Source organism: Neobacillus cucumis, from assembly GCF_016908975.1.
GTDB lineage: Bacteria > Bacillota > Bacilli > Bacillales > Cytobacillaceae > Neobacillus > Neobacillus cucumis.
Map to the genome: position 1 here is coordinate 121,252 of NZ_JAFBEX010000013.1, position 21,828 is coordinate 143,079.

14 protein-coding genes are annotated in these 21,828 nt (G+C 37.3%); all 14 read left to right on the forward strand.

Features of this window, described 5'->3' with window-relative positions; genetic code table 11:
- The first annotated feature begins 63 nt into the window (after positions 1-63).
- The 14 genes from JOC76_RS18230 (at position 64) to JOC76_RS18295 (ending at position 21,828) form a co-directional block, all read left to right on the forward strand.
- Positions 64-987, forward strand: a complete 924-nt coding sequence (locus JOC76_RS18230) for a carbohydrate ABC transporter permease (protein WP_239557803.1) — start codon at positions 64-66, stop codon at positions 985-987.
- A 12-nt stretch (positions 988-999) separates the two neighbouring features.
- Positions 1,000-1,881, forward strand: a complete 882-nt coding sequence (locus JOC76_RS18235; protein ID WP_239557804.1) for a carbohydrate ABC transporter permease — start codon at positions 1,000-1,002, stop codon at positions 1,879-1,881.
- A gap of 5 nt (positions 1,882-1,886) precedes the next feature.
- The gene (locus JOC76_RS18240) at positions 1,887-2,549 is read left to right on the forward strand and encodes a DUF624 domain-containing protein (RefSeq protein WP_205179916.1); all 663 of its coding nucleotides are present in this window, start codon (positions 1,887-1,889) and stop codon (positions 2,547-2,549) included.
- A gap of 38 nt (positions 2,550-2,587) precedes the next feature.
- Complete coding sequence (locus JOC76_RS18245) at positions 2,588-4,423, forward strand: DUF2264 domain-containing protein (RefSeq protein ID WP_205179918.1); 1,836 nt, start codon at positions 2,588-2,590, stop codon at positions 4,421-4,423.
- 43 nt (positions 4,424-4,466) lie between these two features.
- Positions 4,467-5,120: a bifunctional 4-hydroxy-2-oxoglutarate aldolase/2-dehydro-3-deoxy-phosphogluconate aldolase gene (locus tag JOC76_RS18250; RefSeq protein ID WP_205179919.1), complete on the forward strand. Its 654-nt coding sequence runs from the start codon at positions 4,467-4,469 to the stop codon at positions 5,118-5,120.
- A complete protein-coding gene (locus JOC76_RS18255) occupies positions 5,117-6,136 on the forward strand; it encodes a sugar kinase (RefSeq protein ID WP_205179920.1) in 1,020 nt (339 codons plus the stop codon). Before JOC76_RS18250 ends, JOC76_RS18255 begins: the two co-directional genes overlap by 4 nt.
- Positions 6,137-6,435: 299 nt before the next feature.
- Entirely contained in the window at positions 6,436-7,266 is an 831-nt protein-coding gene (kduI, locus tag JOC76_RS18260) for a 5-dehydro-4-deoxy-D-glucuronate isomerase (protein WP_239557805.1), read from the forward strand.
- A 20-nt stretch (positions 7,267-7,286) separates the two neighbouring features.
- A complete protein-coding gene (kduD, locus tag JOC76_RS18265; RefSeq protein ID WP_205179925.1) occupies positions 7,287-8,069 on the forward strand; it encodes a 2-dehydro-3-deoxy-D-gluconate 5-dehydrogenase KduD in 783 nt (260 codons plus the stop codon).
- A gap of 108 nt (positions 8,070-8,177) precedes the next feature.
- The gene (locus tag JOC76_RS18270; RefSeq protein WP_205179927.1) at positions 8,178-9,839 is read left to right on the forward strand and encodes a hypothetical protein; all 1,662 of its coding nucleotides are present in this window, start codon (positions 8,178-8,180) and stop codon (positions 9,837-9,839) included.
- 34 nt (positions 9,840-9,873) lie between these two features.
- Positions 9,874-14,667, forward strand: coding sequence for an OmpL47-type beta-barrel domain-containing protein (locus tag JOC76_RS18275; RefSeq protein WP_205179929.1), 4,794 nt, complete (start codon positions 9,874-9,876; stop codon positions 14,665-14,667).
- Positions 14,668-15,013: 346 nt separating this feature from the next.
- The gene (locus tag JOC76_RS18280; protein WP_205179931.1) at positions 15,014-16,357 is read left to right on the forward strand and encodes an ABC transporter substrate-binding protein; all 1,344 of its coding nucleotides are present in this window, start codon (positions 15,014-15,016) and stop codon (positions 16,355-16,357) included.
- A gap of 31 nt (positions 16,358-16,388) precedes the next feature.
- On the forward strand, positions 16,389-18,227 hold the full coding sequence (locus JOC76_RS18285; RefSeq protein WP_205179932.1) for a cache domain-containing sensor histidine kinase: 1,839 nt from the start codon (positions 16,389-16,391) through the stop codon (positions 18,225-18,227).
- Positions 18,205-19,824, forward strand: coding sequence for a response regulator (locus tag JOC76_RS18290; protein WP_205179934.1), 1,620 nt, complete (start codon positions 18,205-18,207; stop codon positions 19,822-19,824). The genes JOC76_RS18285 and JOC76_RS18290 overlap by 23 nt, the downstream gene beginning before the upstream one ends.
- A 177-nt stretch (positions 19,825-20,001) precedes the next feature.
- Complete coding sequence (locus JOC76_RS18295; RefSeq protein WP_205179941.1) at positions 20,002-21,828, forward strand: heparinase II/III family protein; 1,827 nt, start codon at positions 20,002-20,004, stop codon at positions 21,826-21,828.

Here is a 21,828-nt window from a genome sequence, read left to right on the forward strand (position 1 = left end):
ATTGTCCCCATTTAACCCCTTTACTGAAAGGAGAGAACCGCCAAATCAATAGGGTGGGACAATATGAGTAATACAAATTTGATGCTTAATACTCCTAAAATTGTAACAGAAAAGAAACGAAGAAGAAGAAATAACTTAATTGCATGGTCCTTTATTACCCCAAATTTCCTTGGCTTCGCTATTTTTACCTTAATCCCTGTAATAGCTTCCTTTGTTATTGCTTTTATGAAGTGGGATGCCTTTTCATCTCCCGAATTTGTTGGACTAGAAAACTTTAAATCGATGATTAATGATCAAACGTTTTGGATATCCCTTTGGAATACGGTCTATTATACAGTTGGTACTGTGCCATTAACGCTAGTCTGTGCCTTGCTTTTGGCGATTTTACTGAATAAAAAAATCCCCGGAATCAGTACCTTTCGTGCGGCAATCTTTTTCCCGTATGTCACTTCATTAGTAGCTATAGCAGTGGTATGGAATATGTTATTTCATCCAGATATGGGACTTATTAATGAATTTTTACGATGGATTGGAATAGACAATCCTCCAGGATGGACGTCTTCTTCAAAATGGGCTATGCCGGCCATTATTATTGTAAGTGTTTGGCGTGGGATGGGCTATTATATGGTTCTCTATTTAGCAGGTTTGCAAAGTATACCGAAAGAATTATATGAAGCGGCTAAAATGGACGGTGCGAATACTTGGCATGAATTTAGACATGTTACCTTACCAATGCTTGCTCCTACCACTTTTTTAGTTTTAATTTTATTGACAATATCCAGTTTTAAAGTATTTGACTTGATTCAAGTCATGACCCAGGGTGGACCAGGACGTGCTACCAATGTATTGGTTTACCTCATTTATAATGAAGCGTTTGTCAATTATAATTTTGGCTATGCTTCTGCGATCTCATTAGTATTATTCATCGTTGTCTTGGGAATCACGATTCTTCAATTCAAAGTCCAAGAAAAGAATACAGACTTTTAGGAGGTGAAACCATTGGAAGCAGCAACAAAAACATTAGATGCAACTGTCAAAAGCTCTTTCAAGTCACAAAAGAAAAAGAAAATAATCGGAAATACAATTACGTATATCTTTTTAGTTGGTTTATCTTTTTTAGTCTTAATTCCCTTTTTCTGGATGATTTCTTCCGCATTGAAACAAGATAACCAAGTATTTAGTATACCAATCCAATGGATACCTGATAAACCACAATGGAATAACTTTGTGACCATATGGCATCAAATCCCGCTATTAACATTCTTTAAAAATACTATTTTCTTAAGTGTTGTCGTTACCTTTATTCAAGTTCTGACTAGTAGTTTTGCTGCCTATGGATTTTCAAAAATGAGATTTAAGGGGAGAGATACCCTTTTCTTAGCTTATATTGGTACGATTGCGGTTCCATGGCAAGCATATATGATTCCACAATTTATTATGATGAGAGATGTACATTTAACCGATACATTGTGGTCATTAGTACTATTACAAGCATTTAGTGCATTTGGTGTCTTTTTGATGAGACAATTTTATATGAGTATCCCTGAAGAATTAAGTGAAGCAGCCCGCGTAGATGGATTAAATGAATATGGAATCTACTTTAAAATCATTTTGCCATTATCCAAACCAGCACTTACAACCCTGATTGTTTTAACTTTCGTCAATACTTGGAACGATTATATGGGACCGTTTATTTACTTAAATTCAACAGAAGTAAAAACAATTCAGTTAGGATTACGTATGTTTGTCACATTGTATGATGCACAATATGCATTGATCATGGCGGCATCCTTAATATCGATTATCCCAATTACGATTATTTTCATTTTTGCACAGAAATATATTATTGAAGGAATAGCAACGACTGGTATGAAAGGCTGATTCTTATGTTTCGAATGAACCTGTCACATTTTCAATATGCTGCCATTTTTAATTATGGTTATTGGTTTTTGATACTAAATTTGTATTTTTCCATTGCTAATATACCCTTTATTTTGGCACTGTCTACCTTACAATTTGTACCATCAAATATGATCTATTATTTTATCACTCTTATACCAATGGGACCTGCATTGGCGGCATTAATCGCATCCCTAAATAAAATAGTGGTAGAAAAAGATATTAGCGTAACAAAAGATTTTTGGAAGTTTTATAAAGGGAGTTTCCCGACATCCATCCTTTTATGGACAATCACCTTAGCACTGTTATTTATTTTGATGATGGATATTGTGGTGTTCATGGATAAATCTTTATTTGCGATTGTTTCTCCCTTCTTTATCATCTTATCCATTTTACTATTAAATATCGCGATATGTGGCCTGGTTATTTTGACAAAGACAAAGCATAAATTAAAAACACTTATCATCCTGTCATTCTATTATTCAATAAAAAAATTCTATCTTACCTTTTTAAATATGGTTTTAGCTTGCTTTTTTATCTTTATTTTATTAGTTAAGCCCGTGTTTGCTTTTATGGTATTACCAAGTTTAATTTTTTTCTTGATTGTGCGTAATAGTTCATTGTTTATTCGCAATGAATCAGTTGTATAAAAGAAGTTTCCTTAGGTAACTATTGGATGGTGAAAAACATGAATAATGTTGAAGCAGTAAAGGTAACAAGCAGAAAAGACCTTGTTGATATGTTGGAAAAATTAGTGGATCCACTTATTAGCCAATTTGATGGTGAGGGACCAGGTCTGAAGTTTGATACTGGTGGTACGCATTACAGCCAAAAGACTCGTCAAATTGAGGCATTGTTGCGTCCGCTCTGGGGGATAGTTCCATTGCTTGCCGGGGGAACAGAATATAAAGGTCTTGAGAGATATATTGCAAGACTTAAAGAAGGTATCAATCCTGATCATCCACATTATTTTGGGGAAACCCATGATTATGATCAACGACTTGTTGAAATGGCTGTTATTGGTTTAGCTTTATGCATTTGTGGAGAAAAATGGCTAAGTTACTTTAATGAAAAGGAACAAAACCAACTGCATGCTTGGTTAAATCAAATTAATGATCGGGAGGTTCCAGAGAATAACTGGATTTTCTTCCGCATCTTGGTCAATCATGGTTTTCGTCTAAATGGCTTTACCTATAATGAGGTACAGTTAAAGAAGGATTTGGAGTTGGTTCACTCCTATTATCGTTCTGAAGGATGGTATGTAGACGGATATCTTGATCAAATCGACTATTATGTTCCTTTCGCCCTTCATTTTTATGGGTTAGTTTACGCCAAAACAGCGGATGAAGAGGATCAGCATGCAAGAATTTTTGTGGAACGATCAAAAGAGTTTGCTCAATCCTTTGCTTGCTTCTTTGATGGCAATGGGGCAGCAGTCCCATTTGGTAGGAGTATGACTTATCGTTTTGCACAGGTAGCGTTTTTTAGTGCAGCTATATTTGCCGAAATTGAAGTCCTGCCGTATTCCGAAATGAAATGGCTGGTTCTTAAACACTTAAACCATTGGCTGAAGCAATCCATTTTTAGTCATGATGGTTTACTTACGGTTGGTTACTACTATCGGAACCAGGTGTTTGCTGAAGGATACAATGCTTTCGGTTCACCATATTGGGCATTGAAGTCATTTTTGTTGCTAGGATTACCTGAAGAGCATCCATTTTGGTTGATTCCAGAAAAAGCACCAGAGCTTCCTAGCAAAAAACTAATTGCTCAGGCAAGATTTCTAGTGACACGTGATCAGAAGAACACACAAGTCCAATTGTATACCGCTGGGTTACATTGTGAGCCACATACCCATTGTGATGCAAAATATGAAAAGTTTGTTTATTCAAGTGTGTTTGGCTTTAGTGTTTCAAAAGGCCAATTGAATTTAAGACAGGGTGCGTTTGATAATACTCTTGCGGTCAGCTTGGAGCCGGAAAGATACTACAAAATGCGCTATGAAAAATCGAACTATCAAGTGACAGAAGAGTATTTACTCACAAATTGGAATCCATACGAAGGCGTGAGGATTAGAAGTATTATTGTTCCATTTACTCCCTTCCACTTCCGGATTCATATGATTGAATCAGATAAGACGATTTATCTTGCAGATGGAAGTTTTGCCCTTGGTTTTGATATTGATGGTGTTCATATGCAGAAAAAAATGATGACTGAATCCAATCAAATTAAGGTGATGAACGATGAACATCAGGTTGGTTTGATTGATTTTAGTCATCAATCTGAATTGGAATTTGTATTCGGTGAGCCAAACTCTAATATCATGAAGGACCAAACGTATATCCCAACGGCAAAGGATAAAGTGGAAAAAGGTAAGCATTTATTAATCCACGGATTTTATGGAACGCTTATTGATGATACGATTCCAGAACCAAACTGTACGATAGATGAAAATAAAATTATCTTATCAGTTGGCCAAGATGAAGTGTCCATTCCTAAGAGTTTATTAGATTTAAACAACTGACGCTTTCGTCGATAAGAATGTTTGTTAGAAAGGAGTGGAATTGATGAATCGGGTAACTGTATTAACAAAAATTTCCGATTGTGGCGTAGTCGCTGTAGTTCGAGCTGATTCAAAGGAAGAAGCGATTAATATATCAGAAGCTTGCGTAAAAGGCGGATTATATGGAATAGAAGTTACATTCACTGTACAGGGTGCGGATGATGTAATTCGAGAGTTGGCTGCTGAATACAGTAATGATGACAAAGTCGTAATTGGTGCGGGAACGGTTCTTGATGCAGTAACGGCTAGGATTGCCATTCTTGCTGGTGCCGAGTTTATTGTAAGCCCATCCTTTGATGTGGAAACGGCAAGACTATGCAATTTATATCAGGTTCCTTATTTGCCTGGATGTATGACCATTACAGAAATGAAACATGCACTTACATTTGGTGTCGATATTATTAAGTTGTTCCCAGGGAATGCCTTTGGTCCAGACATTATTTGTGCGATTAAAGCACCTCTTCCACAAGTAAATATTATGCCTACAGGCGGAGTTAACCTCGAGAATGTACACCGATGGATTAAAAATGGCTGTATTGCTGTAGGAGTTGGAGGTAACTTAACGGCTCCTGCCAAGACGGGTGATTATGAAAAGATTACAGTGTACGCTAGGCAATATGTACAAAAAGTGCAAGAAGCGAGAGAGGCATGTCTATGAAAAAAATTGTGACTCTTGGAGAAATAATGCTTCGGTTTTCAACTAGTTTAGGAGAAAGGCTTTCCCAAACAAATCATTTAAATATGCATTATGGCGGTGCGGAATCCAATGTAGCAGTCGCCCTTTCCAACTTTGGACATGATGTTTATTTCATGAGTAAGGTTCCGGATAATCCACTTGGATTGGCAGTGGAAAGACATTTGCGATCCTTTAATGTTCATACTGACTATTTATTAAAAGGTGGAGAGCGCCTGGGTACCTATTATTTAGAAACGGGTGTCGGGGGAAGAAGTGCCCAAGTAACCTATGATCGGAAGTATTCAAGTTTCTCTAAGCTTACACTCGAAGAGTTAGAGTTAGATTTTGATGAGGTTTTCTCTAATGCAGATCTTTTTCATATTAGTGGAATTACCCCTGCGTTATCAGAAAGATTAAAGGAAATGACACTATATGCTCTAAAAAAGACTCGTGAACATGGTGTCATGACAAGCTTTGATTTTAATTATCGGGCCAAATTATGGTCCCATAAAGAGGCTTCAGAAACGATTCAAGAATTGCTGCCCTATGTTGATATTTGTTCATGCGGTGAACTAGATGCGGTTTATTTACTAGGGATGGAAGAACCGAGTGATTCAACCAACAAATTGGAAAGATTACACTATTATTATAAAAACATACAAGAAAAATATCCGAATATCCAATGCTTCAGTTCTACCATTCGAGAAGTTCTATCAGCTTCTTCTAATCGATTACAAGGTATTTTTTATAGAGATGGAGATTTATATCAATCAAAAGTCTATGACATTAATCACATTGTGGATCGTGTGGGTGCAGGCGATGCTTTTGCCTCGGGAATACTGCATGGAATCCTAGAAAAAGCAGCCCCACAACAAATAGTTTCCTTTGCAACAGCTGCTGCCGCGCTTAAGCATACCATTCATGGGGACTGTAATGCTTTTTCATTAGAGGAGATTATCGCCATGGCTGAAAATGAATCGGGTAAAATTGTTCGCTAGAGTAAATCAATTGCTCTATTAATATTGCATTGTTAAGCGACATTGTGTTTTTATACCCTGTTGATTGGAGCGGAAGGCGCTCGACTCCTCGAAAATGCTATCGCATTTTCTTCGTGCGTGGGCGGATTCAAAGAAGTAATTTCAATGTCCTGCGGGAGTACGGGGCTGGGGAGACCCCACAGACGCTTTAGCGCCGAGGAGGCTCCCCGGCACGCTCGCGGGTTTGCTGAGCGCCTGGAGCGGAAATCAACAATCAAATTTAACCGACTAAATAATAAAAGACAAAGGAGATTAATGGAATGGAAACACGTTATGCCAATCATCCGGAAGAAATTAAAAGATATACAACAGAAGAATTAAGGAACCATTTCCTAGTTGAAACTATTTTTGAACCAGGAAAAGTTCATTTAACCTACACTCATGTAGACCGTATGATCTTCGGTGGAGTAACACCCGCTGAAAAAGAATTAACGATTAAATTAGATAAAGAACTAGGGGTAAATTACTTCCTTGAACGTCGTGAACTAGGAATCATTAATATTGGTGGTGCAGGTGAGGTTGTCCTTGATGGTGTTGAATATGACATGGAGCGTCGTGATGGCCTATATGTAGGTAAGGGAACAGAACAAGTATTGTTCAGGTCTAAAGATCCCAAAGATCCAGCCAAGTTTTATATTAACTCCACTCCAGCCCATCATACATATCCAACGGTAAAAATTGATATAAAAAATATTAAACCGCTTGAAGCTGGAGAACCTGGTACTTTAAATGAAAGAAAAATCTATCAATATGTACATCCAAATGTCTGTGAATCTTGTCAGCTTCAAATGGGATTAACAATGTTATCGACTAGAAGTGTTTGGAATACAATGCCTTGCCATACTCATGAACGGCGGATGGAAGTGTATCTATATTTTGATATGGAACCAGATACACGTGTCTTCCACTTCATGGGTAAACCTGATGAAACTAGACACCTAGTCATGAAAAATGAGCAAGCCGCTATTTCTCCGAGCTGGTCGATCCATACAGGTACAGCAACTAGTAACTACACCTTTATTTGGGGTATGTGTGGAGAAAACATCACCTATGATGATATGGACCATATTAAAATGGAAGAATTACGATAAATTTCGGGAGGTTTATACCCATGGAAAATGATTTGCAGCAGTTTTCATTAGACTATTTTTCACTAGCAGGTAAGGTTGCAATTGTAACTGGCGGTAATACAGGACTAGGTCAAGGATATGCTGTTGCTCTTGCCAAAGCTGGTGCTGACCTCTTTATTACGACACATGGACGTAATTGGGAGGAAACAAGAGAGTTAATAGAAAAAGAAGGCCATAGTGTAGAGTTTTTTCAAGCCGATCTAACAAATCGAGATTCAATTACAGAGATTGTCTCAGCTTGTTTAAAAGCTTACGGAAGAATTGATATTTTAGTAAACAATGCAGGTACCATTCGCCGTGCGCCTCTTCTTGAGTATAAACAAGAGGATTGGGATGCTGTAATGGAACTTAACTTAAACTCTCTTTACTTTTTAAGCCAAGAAGCAGCAAAAGTGATGGTCGAACAAAAGAGCGGGAAGATTATTAATGTTGCATCCATGTTATCCTTCCAAGGCGGAAAGTTTGTCCCGCCATATACTGCAAGTAAGCATGCAGTCGCAGGTTTAACAAGGGCATTTGCCAATGAGTTAGCTGAATACAATATTCAAATTAATGCGATCGCACCGGGATATGTTGAAACGGCTAATACAGCACCAATCCGTGAAGATGAAAGACGCAGGGCAGAAATTACTTCCCGTATTCCTGCCGGACGCTGGGCAACCCCAGCAGACTTACAAGGTGTGGTTGTCTTCCTTGCAAGTAAAGCATCTGATTATATGAATGGTCATATTTTAGCGGTTGATGGCGGCTGGTTGGCTAGATAGATTAAAAGAATATTGCCTTTTACAAAGAGGGCGGAATCTATTCTTTGTAAAAGGTTTTTTAACTAATATATCTATTGAAATATTAAAACTAAAAAAAGGGAGATTCAGATGAGTTTTGAAACAAGAAAACTTGAAGTAATCTCAATGGCAGCGGAAAAGGCATTATCATTACCATTACTAAAGCAACATTACTGGTTTTTTGAGGATATACGGGATAATTTTTATTATGCTATGCATCTATTTGCGGCAAGCCAAGATGAGCGTATTCCATTATCTGTGGATAGGGAAGCAGCAAAAAGTCTAGCAGAAAAGGTGCTACTCCACAGTATCAAACTTCAAGATCAAAATCCTCAAAGTCCTATGTTTGGCCATTGGCCCTTAAATCTTTACCCGGAACCCTTAGAGGCAGAGAAAAACACGTTGCCAGTAGAGTTCTTTGGCAGTTTACTTTTATATTTTTACGAAAAATATAAAGGGACGTTTTCCGGAGAATTGCACGTAGAAATCAATAATGCTCTCACTACTATTTACCATAGTAGTTTAAAAGATAGAGTCCCAGAATTATTTAATCATCATGAAACAAAAATATTTGTGATTCAACTAATGTTTGGGCAATTCTTTCACGACAATCAGATGAAAACTAATGGTTATAATCATTTGAAAGCGTTATATTACCATCTCACTGAGTACGGTCTCAGAGAATATGGTGCATTGCCTTGGGTTTGGCATAGAATCCAATCGATCACTTTTGCGCAGGAATATATTCTTGATGAACCGATTAAGCAAACCCTAACCGCTTTATTGAACTTATTTTGGCAAGAACGGTCGACTTTTTATTTAAAAGGCGCTTGGGTGGGGGCGCATTCCAGGGGTTTGCCACATGACATCCCTAAAGATGAAAATAACCTTATTGACTATATCCAATTCGGTGATTTTCCTCTGCCAACCTCCATATCCCGTTTGGAAGGAGCAGGGTTTTTATCCTATCAAGTACCCTTTTTTATACGTGAATTAGCATTAAATCACCAACAACCGGTTGAGGTGAAAAAGCAAATCCATTTATTTACTGAAGAGGATAAAAAAGAATGGGAGGTTCTTCATCATTATGCCTATATCACTTCTTCATATGCTATGGGGGGAATGTGGGAACGGACAGATGAATATTTGAATGAGCAGCACCGGTGGGATATTTCGCTGCCGGTGGAAAATAACGACACTATTAATCAAGTTTATTTCTTTCATCCAGGTGAAGGATTTGATTTAAGTATGGAAGACGGTCGCCATCAAAGCCCATATAGTGAAGTACTTTACCGTAAAAATGTAGTGTGTGCTCTATTTTATAATTTACCGATGGAGAGTCATCCATTTATCGTCGGATATCTCCCTAAAGGCGAATGGATTATGGATGAAAAAGATCTTTATGGTAAGGTTGGTGACGTGTATTTTGCCGTTCACTTATATAATCCTATTTCACTGATTGAACAAGAACGAAATTTACTAGTAAAAAGTAAAGGAAATAAAAATGGGGTAGTCATTGAAGTATTGACCACCAATGAATCAAAATCACTGAATATTCAAAACTTAGTTGATTTTAAAACCTATATGGGAAGTTTTAAAGCGGGTTTTGCGTTAAAAGGAGGTGATGAGATGGTCATATCTTACATAACGACTCAAGGTGAAAGTTTGCAATTAAATTATGATTTTTCACAGAAAAAAGCTACAAGGTTAATAGATGACCAAGTGATTAGTTTTAACGATTATATGATTTAATTCCTAAGGGTGCCTAATTAAAAGGAGGTTCATGATGAAGCGAAAAAAGAAAGTTTACTCGGCTCTAGCAACGCTTATGATTAGTTCCAATTTAATTCTACCGCCTGGCATTTCAGCATATGCAGATACGGGGACAACTGCAGGTATCACCAATGCTCTTCTACAGGATGATTTTGGGGATGGTGATTATACCACTAATCCTACATGGACAGTGGATTCTGGTGCATGGCAGATTTCTGCTGACCCAGCTGACTCAACTAATAAAGTATTGAACCAAACGGATACAAACGAGGGAATTATTAGTGCAGGAAGTCCAAATTGGACAGACTATTCTGTATCAATGCGCTTGAGGGCGCCTAGTACGGCAAATGTTTGGCCGGGAATTTTGGCACGCTTTCAGGATAAAAGCAATTATTACTATTTACAAATGCAAAATAAAAGTTTGGTCCTTACCAAAGTGGTTAACGGGACAAGTACTACACTTCAAAGCACCAATTTTACCACCAATGCTAACACTTGGTATACTTTTAAAATGGTTTTAGCAGGCGACTCCATCAAGTGTTATACCGTTAATAATGGAGTGGATACACTTGTCATCGATGCAAAGGATAGTACTTTTAAAAATGGCAAAATAGGGATAAGAGATAAATGGCAGCCTGTTTATGTGGATGACATTCAGGTCACAGCAATCACAGCATCTGGAATGACTACCCCTTCTGGTCTTACTGCTGCAGCCTCATCTACTACCACACATTTAAGCTGGAATGAGGCAGCTGGAGCAACTGGGTATAATGTCTATAGAGCAGCAAATGCAGCAGGTCCATATGATCTTGTACAATCTAATGTTACGGGCACATCTGTTATAGATAAAGGATTGGCCCCATCCACAGCGTATTACTACAAAATAACAGCGGTTGGACAAGGTGGACAAGGTGGACAATCTGATTTGTCTGATCCAATTAAAAGTACAACAACAGAGGCGATAAGTAATTCAGCAGTACTTTCAGCCTCCGATATAACAGACACTGCTGCGACTCTGGGCTGGGAGGCCGTTAACGGAGCGACAGGGTATAATCTGTACAGATCGAATACATCGGGAAGTGGCTATTCTCTTGTATATTCAGGGAAAGATCATACATTTACAGATACATCATTAGTTACAGGTAAGACTTATTATTATGCTATGTCATTTGTAAATGGAAATGAAGATGAATCTGCGAAAAGCTCAGAAACAAAGATCACAACTAAGCTTGTAAAGCCAGCTATTCCTACTGGTCTTGTAGTGGGTACAGCTAGCTCCGGGTCAGCAGTTCTTAACTGGAATGAAGTACCGGGAGCCGATACTTATGATGTGTATAGGGCTGATAGTGATAACGGTAATTATAAGCTTATTAATGAAGTAACTACAAATACTGTTACAGATGGCAGCGTATTACCTGATACCACTTACTACTATAAAGTATCTGCAAAGAATGGTGCAGGGGAATCAGATAAGTCTTCATCGATTAAAGTAACCACAGCGACTCTTAATGCTACCCCAATCACTGTGGACGGTAGCAAAGCAGACCAGAATCCAGCTAATACCTTTAAGGGGTTTGGGATGGTATCGGCTAATGGGACTTCGCGTTTACTTCTTGATTACAAGGCTGAAAACCCTAAGAAATATGAAAAAATCTTAAATGAGCTGTTTAATCCAACTACTGGGGCAGGGCTCAACCATATAAAAGTTGAGTTGGGGGCGGATTTAAATACTTCGACTGAAACAACACCAGCTACAATGCGTACTGCCGATGAAAAGGCCAATGTACTCCGTGGAGCAGATTGGCATCTTGTTGCAGATGCAAAAAAGATTAACCCAAACATCACTGTAGACGCACTTCGTTGGGCGGATCCTAAATGGGTTAGTGATGCATTTAAAACGAGCACAGCTGCTGGGTACGAAGCCCGTTACAAATGGTATAAAAACACCATCGATGCCGTGTATGATACCTATGGAATAAAAATGGACTATATTGATCCTGATAAAAATGAAACTGGTTCACCTGATACGGCCTGGATAAAATATTTTTCACAGCGCCTAAAGAGTGAAACGGATGAACGCTATGATTATAGCAAAATTAAAATTGTTGCCTCCGACGAAAATGGTACCATTAAAATCGCTACATTAATGAAAAATGATCAAGCTTTGCGCGATGCCGTGGATGTTATCAGCATGCATTATAATGCTTATGGCACGGCTGATAGTATTCTAATGAACCAGACCTATCATAAAGAGGTGTGGTATAGCGAGGGAACAGGTCCGATGACATTCTCTGAATATCGGGTTAATGCCTCGAACCCTGCAGGTGGCTTGGGTGGGACAAACGGTATCCTTGATACGGCAAACCATTTGATAAACATGTTTTATTCAACCAGTACTCAAAGCGCCTATATGACCCGTTATGAATTTCAGCCAGCTGTAGGCTCTTTCTATGACGGTGGACAGTATTCTTCTAAGGAGCTTATTCATGCAGACAGTCCTTGGTCTGGTTATTCTTATTCTGATTCTGGAGTTCAGATGGTCCGCCACTTTATGAACTTTGCTCAAGTTGGATGGAAATATATTCTCGGTGCATCTTTTGGAGATGGAACGGGTGCCAATTCAATTAGCAATACGACTAATAATTACCTGACGCTTGCCGATCCAAACACCGGTGATTATTCCATGATTTTCACCAATGACAGTGCAGTACCGCGTAAATATAGCGTAACGGTGAAAAATTTGGACAAAGCAGGAAGCGGTCTTAAAGTATGGGAAACAAAAGGTCCGGATTATGGACAAGCATACGATGCAAACTGGATGAAACATGTAGATGACATTACACCTACGGCAAATGGTGATGGCAGCTATTCGTTTACTTACGTCGTAAAGCCTTATTCTATTCTTACTCTTACGACTACCATCGGGCAGAAAGAGTATCAACGTGATGATGATCAAGCAGACAAGAATGATAAGGTATTACCATTGCCTTATACGGATGATTTTGAGTATAAAGATGAAAAATATACATCCTATAAAGATGCCGCTGTATTAAATGAAAGCGAGCAAGGATACCTTGCCAGCCGGGGAAATACACCACGTTACACTACGGATATTGGCGGTGCTTTTGAAGTTGCGCAGAATCCGGATAATAATACCTTAAAAGCAGTAATTGACTCAGATACTCACGCAACTGGAGAGTGGAATCCTAAACCAGGTAATGATACGGTGCTCGGTGATGATCGCTGGTCAAATTACCAGGTAAGTATTGATTTCAAATTGGATACTGACACTGCAGGTACAAGTGCTAACTATGCAGGTGTAGCTGCACGGAACCTAATTACTAGTGGTGGAGAAAATCCAGGATATATTTTCAAGGTGTTTACTGATGGCTCCTACCAATTGCTTAAAGGCGGTACGGTGAAGGTAGCTGGAACCATTGCCGGTTTTGATAATACCAAATGGCATAATGAAGCACTTAAGGTTGTGGATAATACTATAACAGCATATGTTGATGGCAAACAGATTACCGAATTTACCGATACATCAAGTCAGTATATGTCTGGGAAAGTTGGTATTACTAGCGGCTACTACCATACTCAATTTGATAACCTGAAGGTTGTTCCAATTGAGGGATATTCATCATATGTCAGCAGACTGGATGATTTAGATTCTAGTGTCCATTATCAGGGAACCTGGAGTCATAATGCTTCTACTGGCTATGGCAACTTTAATAGAACAAATTCCGTAAGTTCTGCTGGCAGCATCATGAACTATTCATTTACTGGAACAGGAATCAATCTTGTAGGTAACACTGGAGCAGCTAAGATTAATGTTTCTATTGACGGAAAAGAAGTGGAAAAAAATTATAGTATTTCCGCAACGGGCGACCGTGCAACTTCTTATTTTGTAGAAGGTTTGGACTATGGCAAGCATACTATTCAGGTTCAGACAGTCAGCGGTTCGTATACGATTGATGCTATTGAAGTGCTGGATCAATTAGTAGATCATACGGCACCCGTTACTTCTGCAGAGGTGAATGGAAAAGAAAAAAATAATTGGTACAATTCTGATGTTACTGTGACGCTGAACGGAGAAGATAAAGTGACCGGAATCGATCGAACTGAGTACAGAATTGGTGAAAGTGGGGACTGGACACCTTATAGGAATCCGATTACTCTCAATCAGGATGGTACCATTACACTTCAGTATCGTTCCATCGACAAAGCAGGAAATATCGAAGAGGTAAAGCAGCAGACGATTATAATTGATAAATCAAAGCCACAATTTGAAGTATCCGTTAATGGTAAGGATCTTAAGGATGGAGAAAGCTTTGACGACTATTTGCCGCTTACCTTTAAAGTACAGGATGATCTATCTGGAATTGCTACTGCAACAATCAACCTCGATGGCAAAACCTATTCTTTAGATCCTAACACCGAGAGCGAGGAAATAGACTTGGCGGGGAGACCAGGAAGCTTCACCGCAACGATTACGGTAGAAGATCTTGCAGGCAATATCGTATCGGAGGTCCCATTTACCTTTACTGTAACAACTAGTATCAGCTCAATGAAGCAACTAGTAGAACGCTTTTCTTCTCAAGGAGAGATTAGCGGACCAATGATACCACAGCTAACGAATGACCTAAATCAAGCACAGCACCAGCTTGATATTGAAATGCCAGAAAATGCGGTTAAACATATTCAAGACTTTGTTGACCGACTTAACAATAAGGCATTAAGTGAATATAGCAGTGACAAAGCTAAGAAAGTTTTGAATGCCGATGCAAATGATCTGATTAATAAATAATAGAATACGAGATAGTACTGTGTTACTAGAAAGCGACTCATATATTTAGAAAATGAATGAGTCGTCTTTTTTATTTGTCTTGTAATTAAGAAAGTCAAAAATTTGAGCTGATACATCAAAAAAACGTTATTATGAAGATTCATGTTTATCTTATAATAGAAAAAGCAGAATGATACAATGCCCTATAAGGATGTCGAGGAACTGAATTTTTCCTTTTTTTAGGAGGATAAAAAATATGTCAAATTTTCTGTGAAACTAGTATAATTATTTATAAGTTGAGGAAATTTTGATAAGTATTTTTGAAAAGGCTTTCTTTAGGGGCGGCCTAACTCCTGGAGGGAAAAGGATGAAGAAAAATATATGGTCTTTATTAATAGGTACCGTACTATTTTCGGTTCTAATAACAGGCTGTTCAGGTAGTGGAAGTAAGGTTTCGTCAGAACCAATAAAGGAGAAAAAAATTACTTTAAAATTCTATTCCCATGGAACCGAGGCAAACTACAACTGGAAGAAAACAATCAATGCCTTTGAAAGGAAATATCCAAATATTCATATAGACTTAGTTGTTCTTAGTGAAAAGGGGGACACACAGGAATCTATTAAGAAGTTGGATCTTGCAGCTGCTTCAGGAGAACCAATGGATGTTCTCATGTTCAGTGATTCAGCAAGTTATTCCCAGCATGTAAGTATGGGAATGGTAGCACCATTAGATGAATTTATCAAAGAAGATGGATATAAGGTTACGGAAGAATATAAGGTAGACACCCAAATAAACGGTAAATATTATGCACTCCCAGGTAAATTTAATTCATGGTACGTCCTATTAAATAAGGACCACTTGGATGCAGCTGGACTAAAGGTTCCTAAGGACTGGACATGGGATGAATTCATGGAGTATGCGAAAGCGCTAACAAAGGACGGTCATTACGGTACATATTTCCATGGCCCGCAAGATGGAAGCTGGATGGAATATATGAGGCTTGCACTTGCAAGTGAGTCTGATAATTCAGAATTCCTGAAAGAGGATGGGAAGTCCAATTTAGATAATCCTCTATTTAAGAAGTCTCTGGAAATTAGATTGAAAATGGAAGAGGATAAATCTGCTGTCCCATATGCAGATGTCATTTCACAAAAGCTAAATTACCGTGATGAATTTTTAAATCAAAATGCAAGTTCGATCCTTATTGGAAGCTGGATGAATACATCGCTTGGAGGGACAAAGCAATCTCCATTAAATTTCCATGTTGCTGTAGCCCCTTTCCCAAAAAACAATAAATCTGATAAGGGCGGTTATGCTCCAGTAACTACGGACTATATGTCAGTTGCTGCTAATTCCAAGCACAAAAAAGAAGCATACACCTTTATTCGGTGGTACACAACGGAAGGACAAATTGTCCAAGGGAAAAACATTCCATCCTGGAATAAAGTTAAGAATCAGGACTTAAAAAAAATTATCGATCATATTCTTAGCGGTACCCAAAATCCCGAGTTGGTTGATAAAGAATCACTTATTAATGTCTTAACGAATGCAAAATCATCGAAGTTTACTCCACCAGTTCCGTATCAAGCGGAAATCTATAAGGTAATTAACGAGGAATATGAAAAATTAATCTTTGGTGAACAAACCATTGACCAGATGATTGAAGCATCACAAGAAAGGATACATGAAATTATTGATAACAATCAATAATAAGGAAATTCGATTAAAAGGACTGAGCATTATGAGGAAAAAGATTCATAATATACTATCACCTCGTTCATTTCGTTTTAAAGTCATTTTTATATCCTTCATTTGTCTGCTCATACCTGCTACTATGACGCTATTTATCTATAATTATTTAACGAAAAATACCATCAGGGAACAGGCGTTGTCGAATGCAAATAGAGAGCTGACAATTGCAAATGAATATGTTCAAAAGCAATTCGAGGATATGATGTATATTACAAACTTTATCCAAGTTGATGCTGAAATGAATACCCTTTTAAAAAGAAAAGCAAAGAATCTTAAAGATCAAACGCCAGACCAGAATTATCAAATGTTTTTAGATGATAGTAAAATTAACAAAACAATTGATAATATTACCTTACTTGGAGGTAATTCCTACGTTACGATTCTTTTGAAAAATGGTAAGTCTTATACAAACTATTCGAGTAGTGAATATAACCCAACTGATTTATTCCATGAAGATTGGTTTAAGCAATTGAATAAAACAAAGGGATATGAGTCAGTCTGGATTGGTAGTCAGCCGACTATGTTCAGTTCAGAGAAAAGCAAGAATCCCTATCAAATTTCAGTTGCCCGTACATTAAGGGATGAAAATTCTCATATTTATGGTTATGTAATTGTCACTACAATGGAAAATGAAGTCAGCCAAATATTCAAAAATATGTCGGGGCATGAAGAAATGGTGCTCTTAGATTCCTCAAATCATGTTATTTCAACCAGAGATGACTCTGAAATTGGTAAATCGTTTCAATACAGAGATCAACTTCGAGAAAAAAATTATTCCAATATTTTTCAAATTTCTAAAAAGAACTATTTAATTGCGGAACATAAAATTTCGTTTACAGGCTGGAAACTAGTTTCAGTTGTCCCTTATAAACAAGCTACCAATAAAGTAAACTCTATTTTTAATAAGGTCATTTTCGTTCAGGTTATATTTTTCTCCATATTCCTTGTCCTTATGACCTATTTTTTGAGAACGATAACAAAGCCGATTTCCCGTCTTGGCAATGTTGCAGATATTGTCCAACAAGGAAATTTAAACATTCGCTCCCATATCAGAAGTAAAGATGAAGTTGGAAGATTGTCTAAGTCTTTTGATTTAATGCTTGATCGTATTAATGAAAAGATTCATGAGATTAAAGCAACAGAGGAAAGAAAAAGAAAGGCAGAACTTGATATGCTTCAGGCGCAAATCAATCCTCATTTTCTGTTCAATGTCCTTAATTCCATCAGAATGAAAGTATTGGTAAAAGGGGATAAAGAAAGTGCCAATATGATCAGTTCTTTGTCAAAGTTACTGCGAATGACCATATCCAAAGAAAAGAAAATCATTACTTTGGATGAGGAAATTCAAATTGTCCTAGACTTTATAAATATTATGAATATGAGGCAAAAGGAAAAAGTCATTGTTGAAATCTCGATTAGTGAAGAGGCAAATACAGTAATGATTCCAAGGTTTATTCTTCAGCCAATTATAGAAAATAGTATCATCCATGGCTTGAGCCAGAGTGCTGGGACAATAAAAGTAAATACGAAAGTAAAAGGAAATGAGACCATCATTGTTATTGAGGATGATGGTCATGGTATGGATGAAGAGGCGTTGAAGCATTTACGAAGAAAGATAACTCTAGCTAATGACGCTGACTATTCTATTAACAAAAGTAAAAAAGGCTTCTCATCACTGGGATTATCAAATGTGTATGAACGAATGTATATGACTTTTGGACAGGAATTTAAAATGGAAATAAAAAGTGAAATAGGCAAGGGAACTCAAGTCATTTTATCCATTCCTAAAGGGGGGGGCAGGTCTAATGTACAAAGTAATGCTAGTTGACGATGATTATCCAGTATTAGAATTGTTATCTCAAACTATTGAGTGGGAACAATTAGGAGTAAAGCTTCAAGGTATATATGAAAATGGAGCAAGCGCCTTTGAAGATGCACAGGATGAAATGCCCGATATTTTGATTACGGATATCGGTATGCCCAAAATGAATGGAATTGAATTAACAAAACGCTTAAAAGAGTTAAATCCTGCATTACAGGTTGTCATTTTGTCGTGCCATTCCGAATTTGAATTTGCCAAACAAGCCTTAAAACTCCAGGTTCAGGATTATATCGTCAAAGACATGTTCGACCCCGAGGATTTATGTGTAGTGGTAAAAAAAGTAAAAGAAAATCTTGATTCTCAAAAAAGGAAATCCATGGAGCAAATGCAGGTACAGCATATGCTCGATAAAAATAGAGAAAATGTAAAGAGCCGATTTATCAGACAAACAATCTATCAATCAGAAATCTCTGAAAAAGAATGGTTTATTGATGCTGGTGCTCTCGGATTACAGTTAGATAAAAGAGGATACACAGCTACACTAGCATTTGTTCACGATTTTCATTTAGCTAAGGAGTATTATCTCTCGGAGGATAACTTAATTTTTTCTATTAACAATGTAATGAATGAGCTTCTTAAAGACTCAAAATTAGAAGCAGCCCACTTTTTTCTAGAAGCAAATGAAATCTTTGTATTTTTTCCATGTTCTGAATCCATCAATACAGGTGCCTTTGATGATATAAATGAAAATATGAAAAAAATTCAAAGGGTTATAAAAAATTACTTAAATATACAATTATCCTTTATGGTAGGGAGTGACTGTTCAAGCCTTTCAGACATCAGGAAGGAGTTGTCACTTCTGCTCAATGCAAAACACCAGAGTTTTTATATGCTGCCAGGAAGCATTATTAAGAGGCAGATAGTTCAACCAGTCACTAAAGATCTTTTTTCAAGATATGATGAAGCATCATCAGACTTTAGAGATCTATTGTTAAGGAAAGATGAAGGAATGATTATTCCGGTTGTTAGCAATTGGTTTACACACATTGAAGAAGCAAAGTATCCTCCTGAATTGGTAAAAGAGTGGATATTAAAACTATTATTAGATCTAAAGGTTAAATTGCATGCTCTGCAGTTATTCCGCCAAGAACACGATGTAGAATGTCTGCACCAAGAAATTATATTGAGTCATTTTCTAGGTGAATTAAAAGTTTTACTAATCAATTACTTTAAATCTATGTTGTACCTCTCCAATGAAGTTTATAATCAGACAAAACGCAAGGAAATCTTGGATGCCATCAGCTATGTTTCTAAGAATCTAGAAAAGAGAATTAGCCTAGAAGAGGTTGCCAGCCATCTGTTTTTAAATCAAAGCTACTTTAGCCGTTTGTTTAAAAAAGAGATGGGTGAAACTTTTGTTGAATACGTAACAAAGATGAAAATCTCTAGGGCTAAGGAATTGCTTGAGCAAACAGCAGACTCCGTAGGGAAAATTTGTGAACGTCTTGGCTATGATAATCAAAGTTATTTTATTAAACTATTTAAAAACCATGTTGGAGTCACTCCTATTGAGTTCCGAGGCGGAAAAAAGTCAGTAAGTTAAGATTTGAGTCCAGTTAAAAGCTGGACTATTTTTTTTAAAAAAGAAGATCTTTTTAATATAAACAAGTCAAAATTTTATTAAGAGTTATCAAAAAATCGCTACTAATCGATTATTTTTAAACTCTATAATTTAACTAATGCAAGAAATAATTACACCTAGTAAGGGAGGGGTAAATCCTTGATTAGTGCGGATTATAAGAGTTTGCTAGGATCAGAAACATCTCTTTTATTTTCAACCGGGGAGGAAAAAAATAAATGGTGGAGAAACACAGCTCAAAATCCTGCATATCAAACGTTTATTGAAGAAATAAGAGATGAAGCTAACAATCTTCTGCCAGAAAGGGATCCAATCCAATCCTATTCACTATTTAGGATTTTTGCTGAGACTGGTTCACGTCTTGAATATGAAAAGATTTATTTTCAAAAGAGAAGAAGGTTAAATACTTTTGCTATGATGGTGCTTCTTGAACCTGAAAAAATCGAGTACCTAAATGCATTGGAAAATACAATATGGTCAGTTTGTAATGAATATACTTGGTGTCTTCCTGCACATTTAATCAATAGCCCAGAAACATCAGCCCAACTAGGTTACTCTCTGAGACAGCCATTTACACAAGGTTACACAATTGACTTGTTTGCAGCAGAAACGGCATTTACTTTAGCCGAAATTTTAAAATTGACTGAGGATTATTTAAGTCCACTAATTTGTAAGCGTATTTACGAGGAAGTATACAGGCGGATATTCCATCCATTCCAAGAAAAACAATTTGGGTGGGAAACCCAAACCCATAACTGGGCAGCTGTTTGTGCAGGGTCGATTGGAGCAGCCGCGCTGCACTTAATAAAAGATGCCAGTGAACTGGCCATAATAATTGAGCGGGTACTTCCAGCGATGGATTCTTATTTAAAAGGGTTTAATAAGGATGGCATTTGTCTTGAGGGGTATGGTTACTGGCAATATGGATTTGGCTATTTTGTCTATTTTGCCGATTTACTAAAAAAACGGACAACAGGAAAGTTGAATCTATTTGATTTTGAAAAAGTTCATCAAATTGCACTCTTTCAACAAAGATGTTTTTTGAATCAGAGCTTGGTTGTAAACTTTTCGGATGCCCTTCCTACAGCGACCGTATTTTTAGGTTTGAGTCATTATTTAAGCGGTATTTACAGTGATTTTGAAGTACCGGAACAGGGGCTTCGGGCGAAGTATTCAGATGATCATTGCAACAGATGGGCTCCGGCAATCCGTAATTTACTGTGGTTTGATGAAAATGCTTCTCCGAAACCATGGAAAAGTGGAACCTATTACTCGGAAGAATCCGCTTGGTTCATTTCAAGACATCAATCGGGAGCCGGAAATTTTTCCTTCGCAGCAAAGGGAGGTCATAACGATGAGCCTCATAATCATAACGATATCGGTCATTTTATCTTGCAGGGAAACAATGAAGTATTTTTAAAGGATTTAGGATCTGGTTTATACACTAAGGATTACTTCAATGATAAACGCTATTCGTATTTATGTAATGGTTCACAGGGACATTCTGTACCTATTATTAATGAACAATTTCAAAAAGAAGGTCCTTTAAGGTTTGCCAAGATCCTTGATATTGCAATAAGAGAAGAGGTAGAAACCTTTGAACTCGATATTGAAAATTCGTATGAAGTCGAGAGTCTTCAAAAACTTTCAAGAAAGTTTACCTGGATGAAACAGAAACATCCGAAGCTTATTTTGGAAGATTGCTATTCTTTTAAAGAACAACCTTTTTCTGTTATTGAAAGGTTCATCATTCCCACACTTTCGTTAACAAAGGATGATCAAGGTGTCATTCTTGAAGGACATGGAAGAATGAGAATCGTATATGACAAAACCAAGCTTTTACTGAAAGTTAGAACCATAGAATTTGAAAATCATTTCGGAGAAAAAGAAAATAACATCGCCCTCGATTTTAATGTAATAAACCCAGAAAAGGTTTGTAGGGTGAAACTAGTTTTCAAATTTGAATAG

Bases quoted from the DNA above. Each gene is read 5' to 3' on its own strand.
- JOC76_RS18230 (WP_239557803.1), top strand. From the start codon at position 64: ATGAGTAATACAAATTTGATGCTTAATACTCCTAAAATTGTAACAGAA.
- JOC76_RS18240 (WP_205179916.1), top strand. From the start codon at position 1,887: ATGTTTCGAATGAACCTGTCACATTTTCAATATGCTGCCATTTTTAAT.
- JOC76_RS18245 (WP_205179918.1), top strand. From the start codon at position 2,588: ATGAATAATGTTGAAGCAGTAAAGGTAACAAGCAGAAAAGACCTTGTT.
- JOC76_RS18250 (WP_205179919.1), top strand. From the start codon at position 4,467: ATGAATCGGGTAACTGTATTAACAAAAATTTCCGATTGTGGCGTAGTC.
- JOC76_RS18255 (WP_205179920.1), top strand. From the start codon at position 5,117: ATGAAAAAAATTGTGACTCTTGGAGAAATAATGCTTCGGTTTTCAACT.
- kduI (WP_239557805.1), top strand. From the start codon at position 6,436: ATGGAAACACGTTATGCCAATCATCCGGAAGAAATTAAAAGATATACA.
- kduD (WP_205179925.1), top strand. From the start codon at position 7,287: ATGGAAAATGATTTGCAGCAGTTTTCATTAGACTATTTTTCACTAGCA.
- JOC76_RS18270 (WP_205179927.1), top strand. From the start codon at position 8,178: ATGAGTTTTGAAACAAGAAAACTTGAAGTAATCTCAATGGCAGCGGAA.
- JOC76_RS18275 (WP_205179929.1), top strand. From the start codon at position 9,874: ATGAAGCGAAAAAAGAAAGTTTACTCGGCTCTAGCAACGCTTATGATT.
- JOC76_RS18280 (WP_205179931.1), top strand. From the start codon at position 15,014: ATGAAGAAAAATATATGGTCTTTATTAATAGGTACCGTACTATTTTCG.
- JOC76_RS18285 (WP_205179932.1), top strand. From the start codon at position 16,389: ATGAGGAAAAAGATTCATAATATACTATCACCTCGTTCATTTCGTTTT.
- JOC76_RS18290 (WP_205179934.1), top strand. From the start codon at position 18,205: ATGTACAAAGTAATGCTAGTTGACGATGATTATCCAGTATTAGAATTG.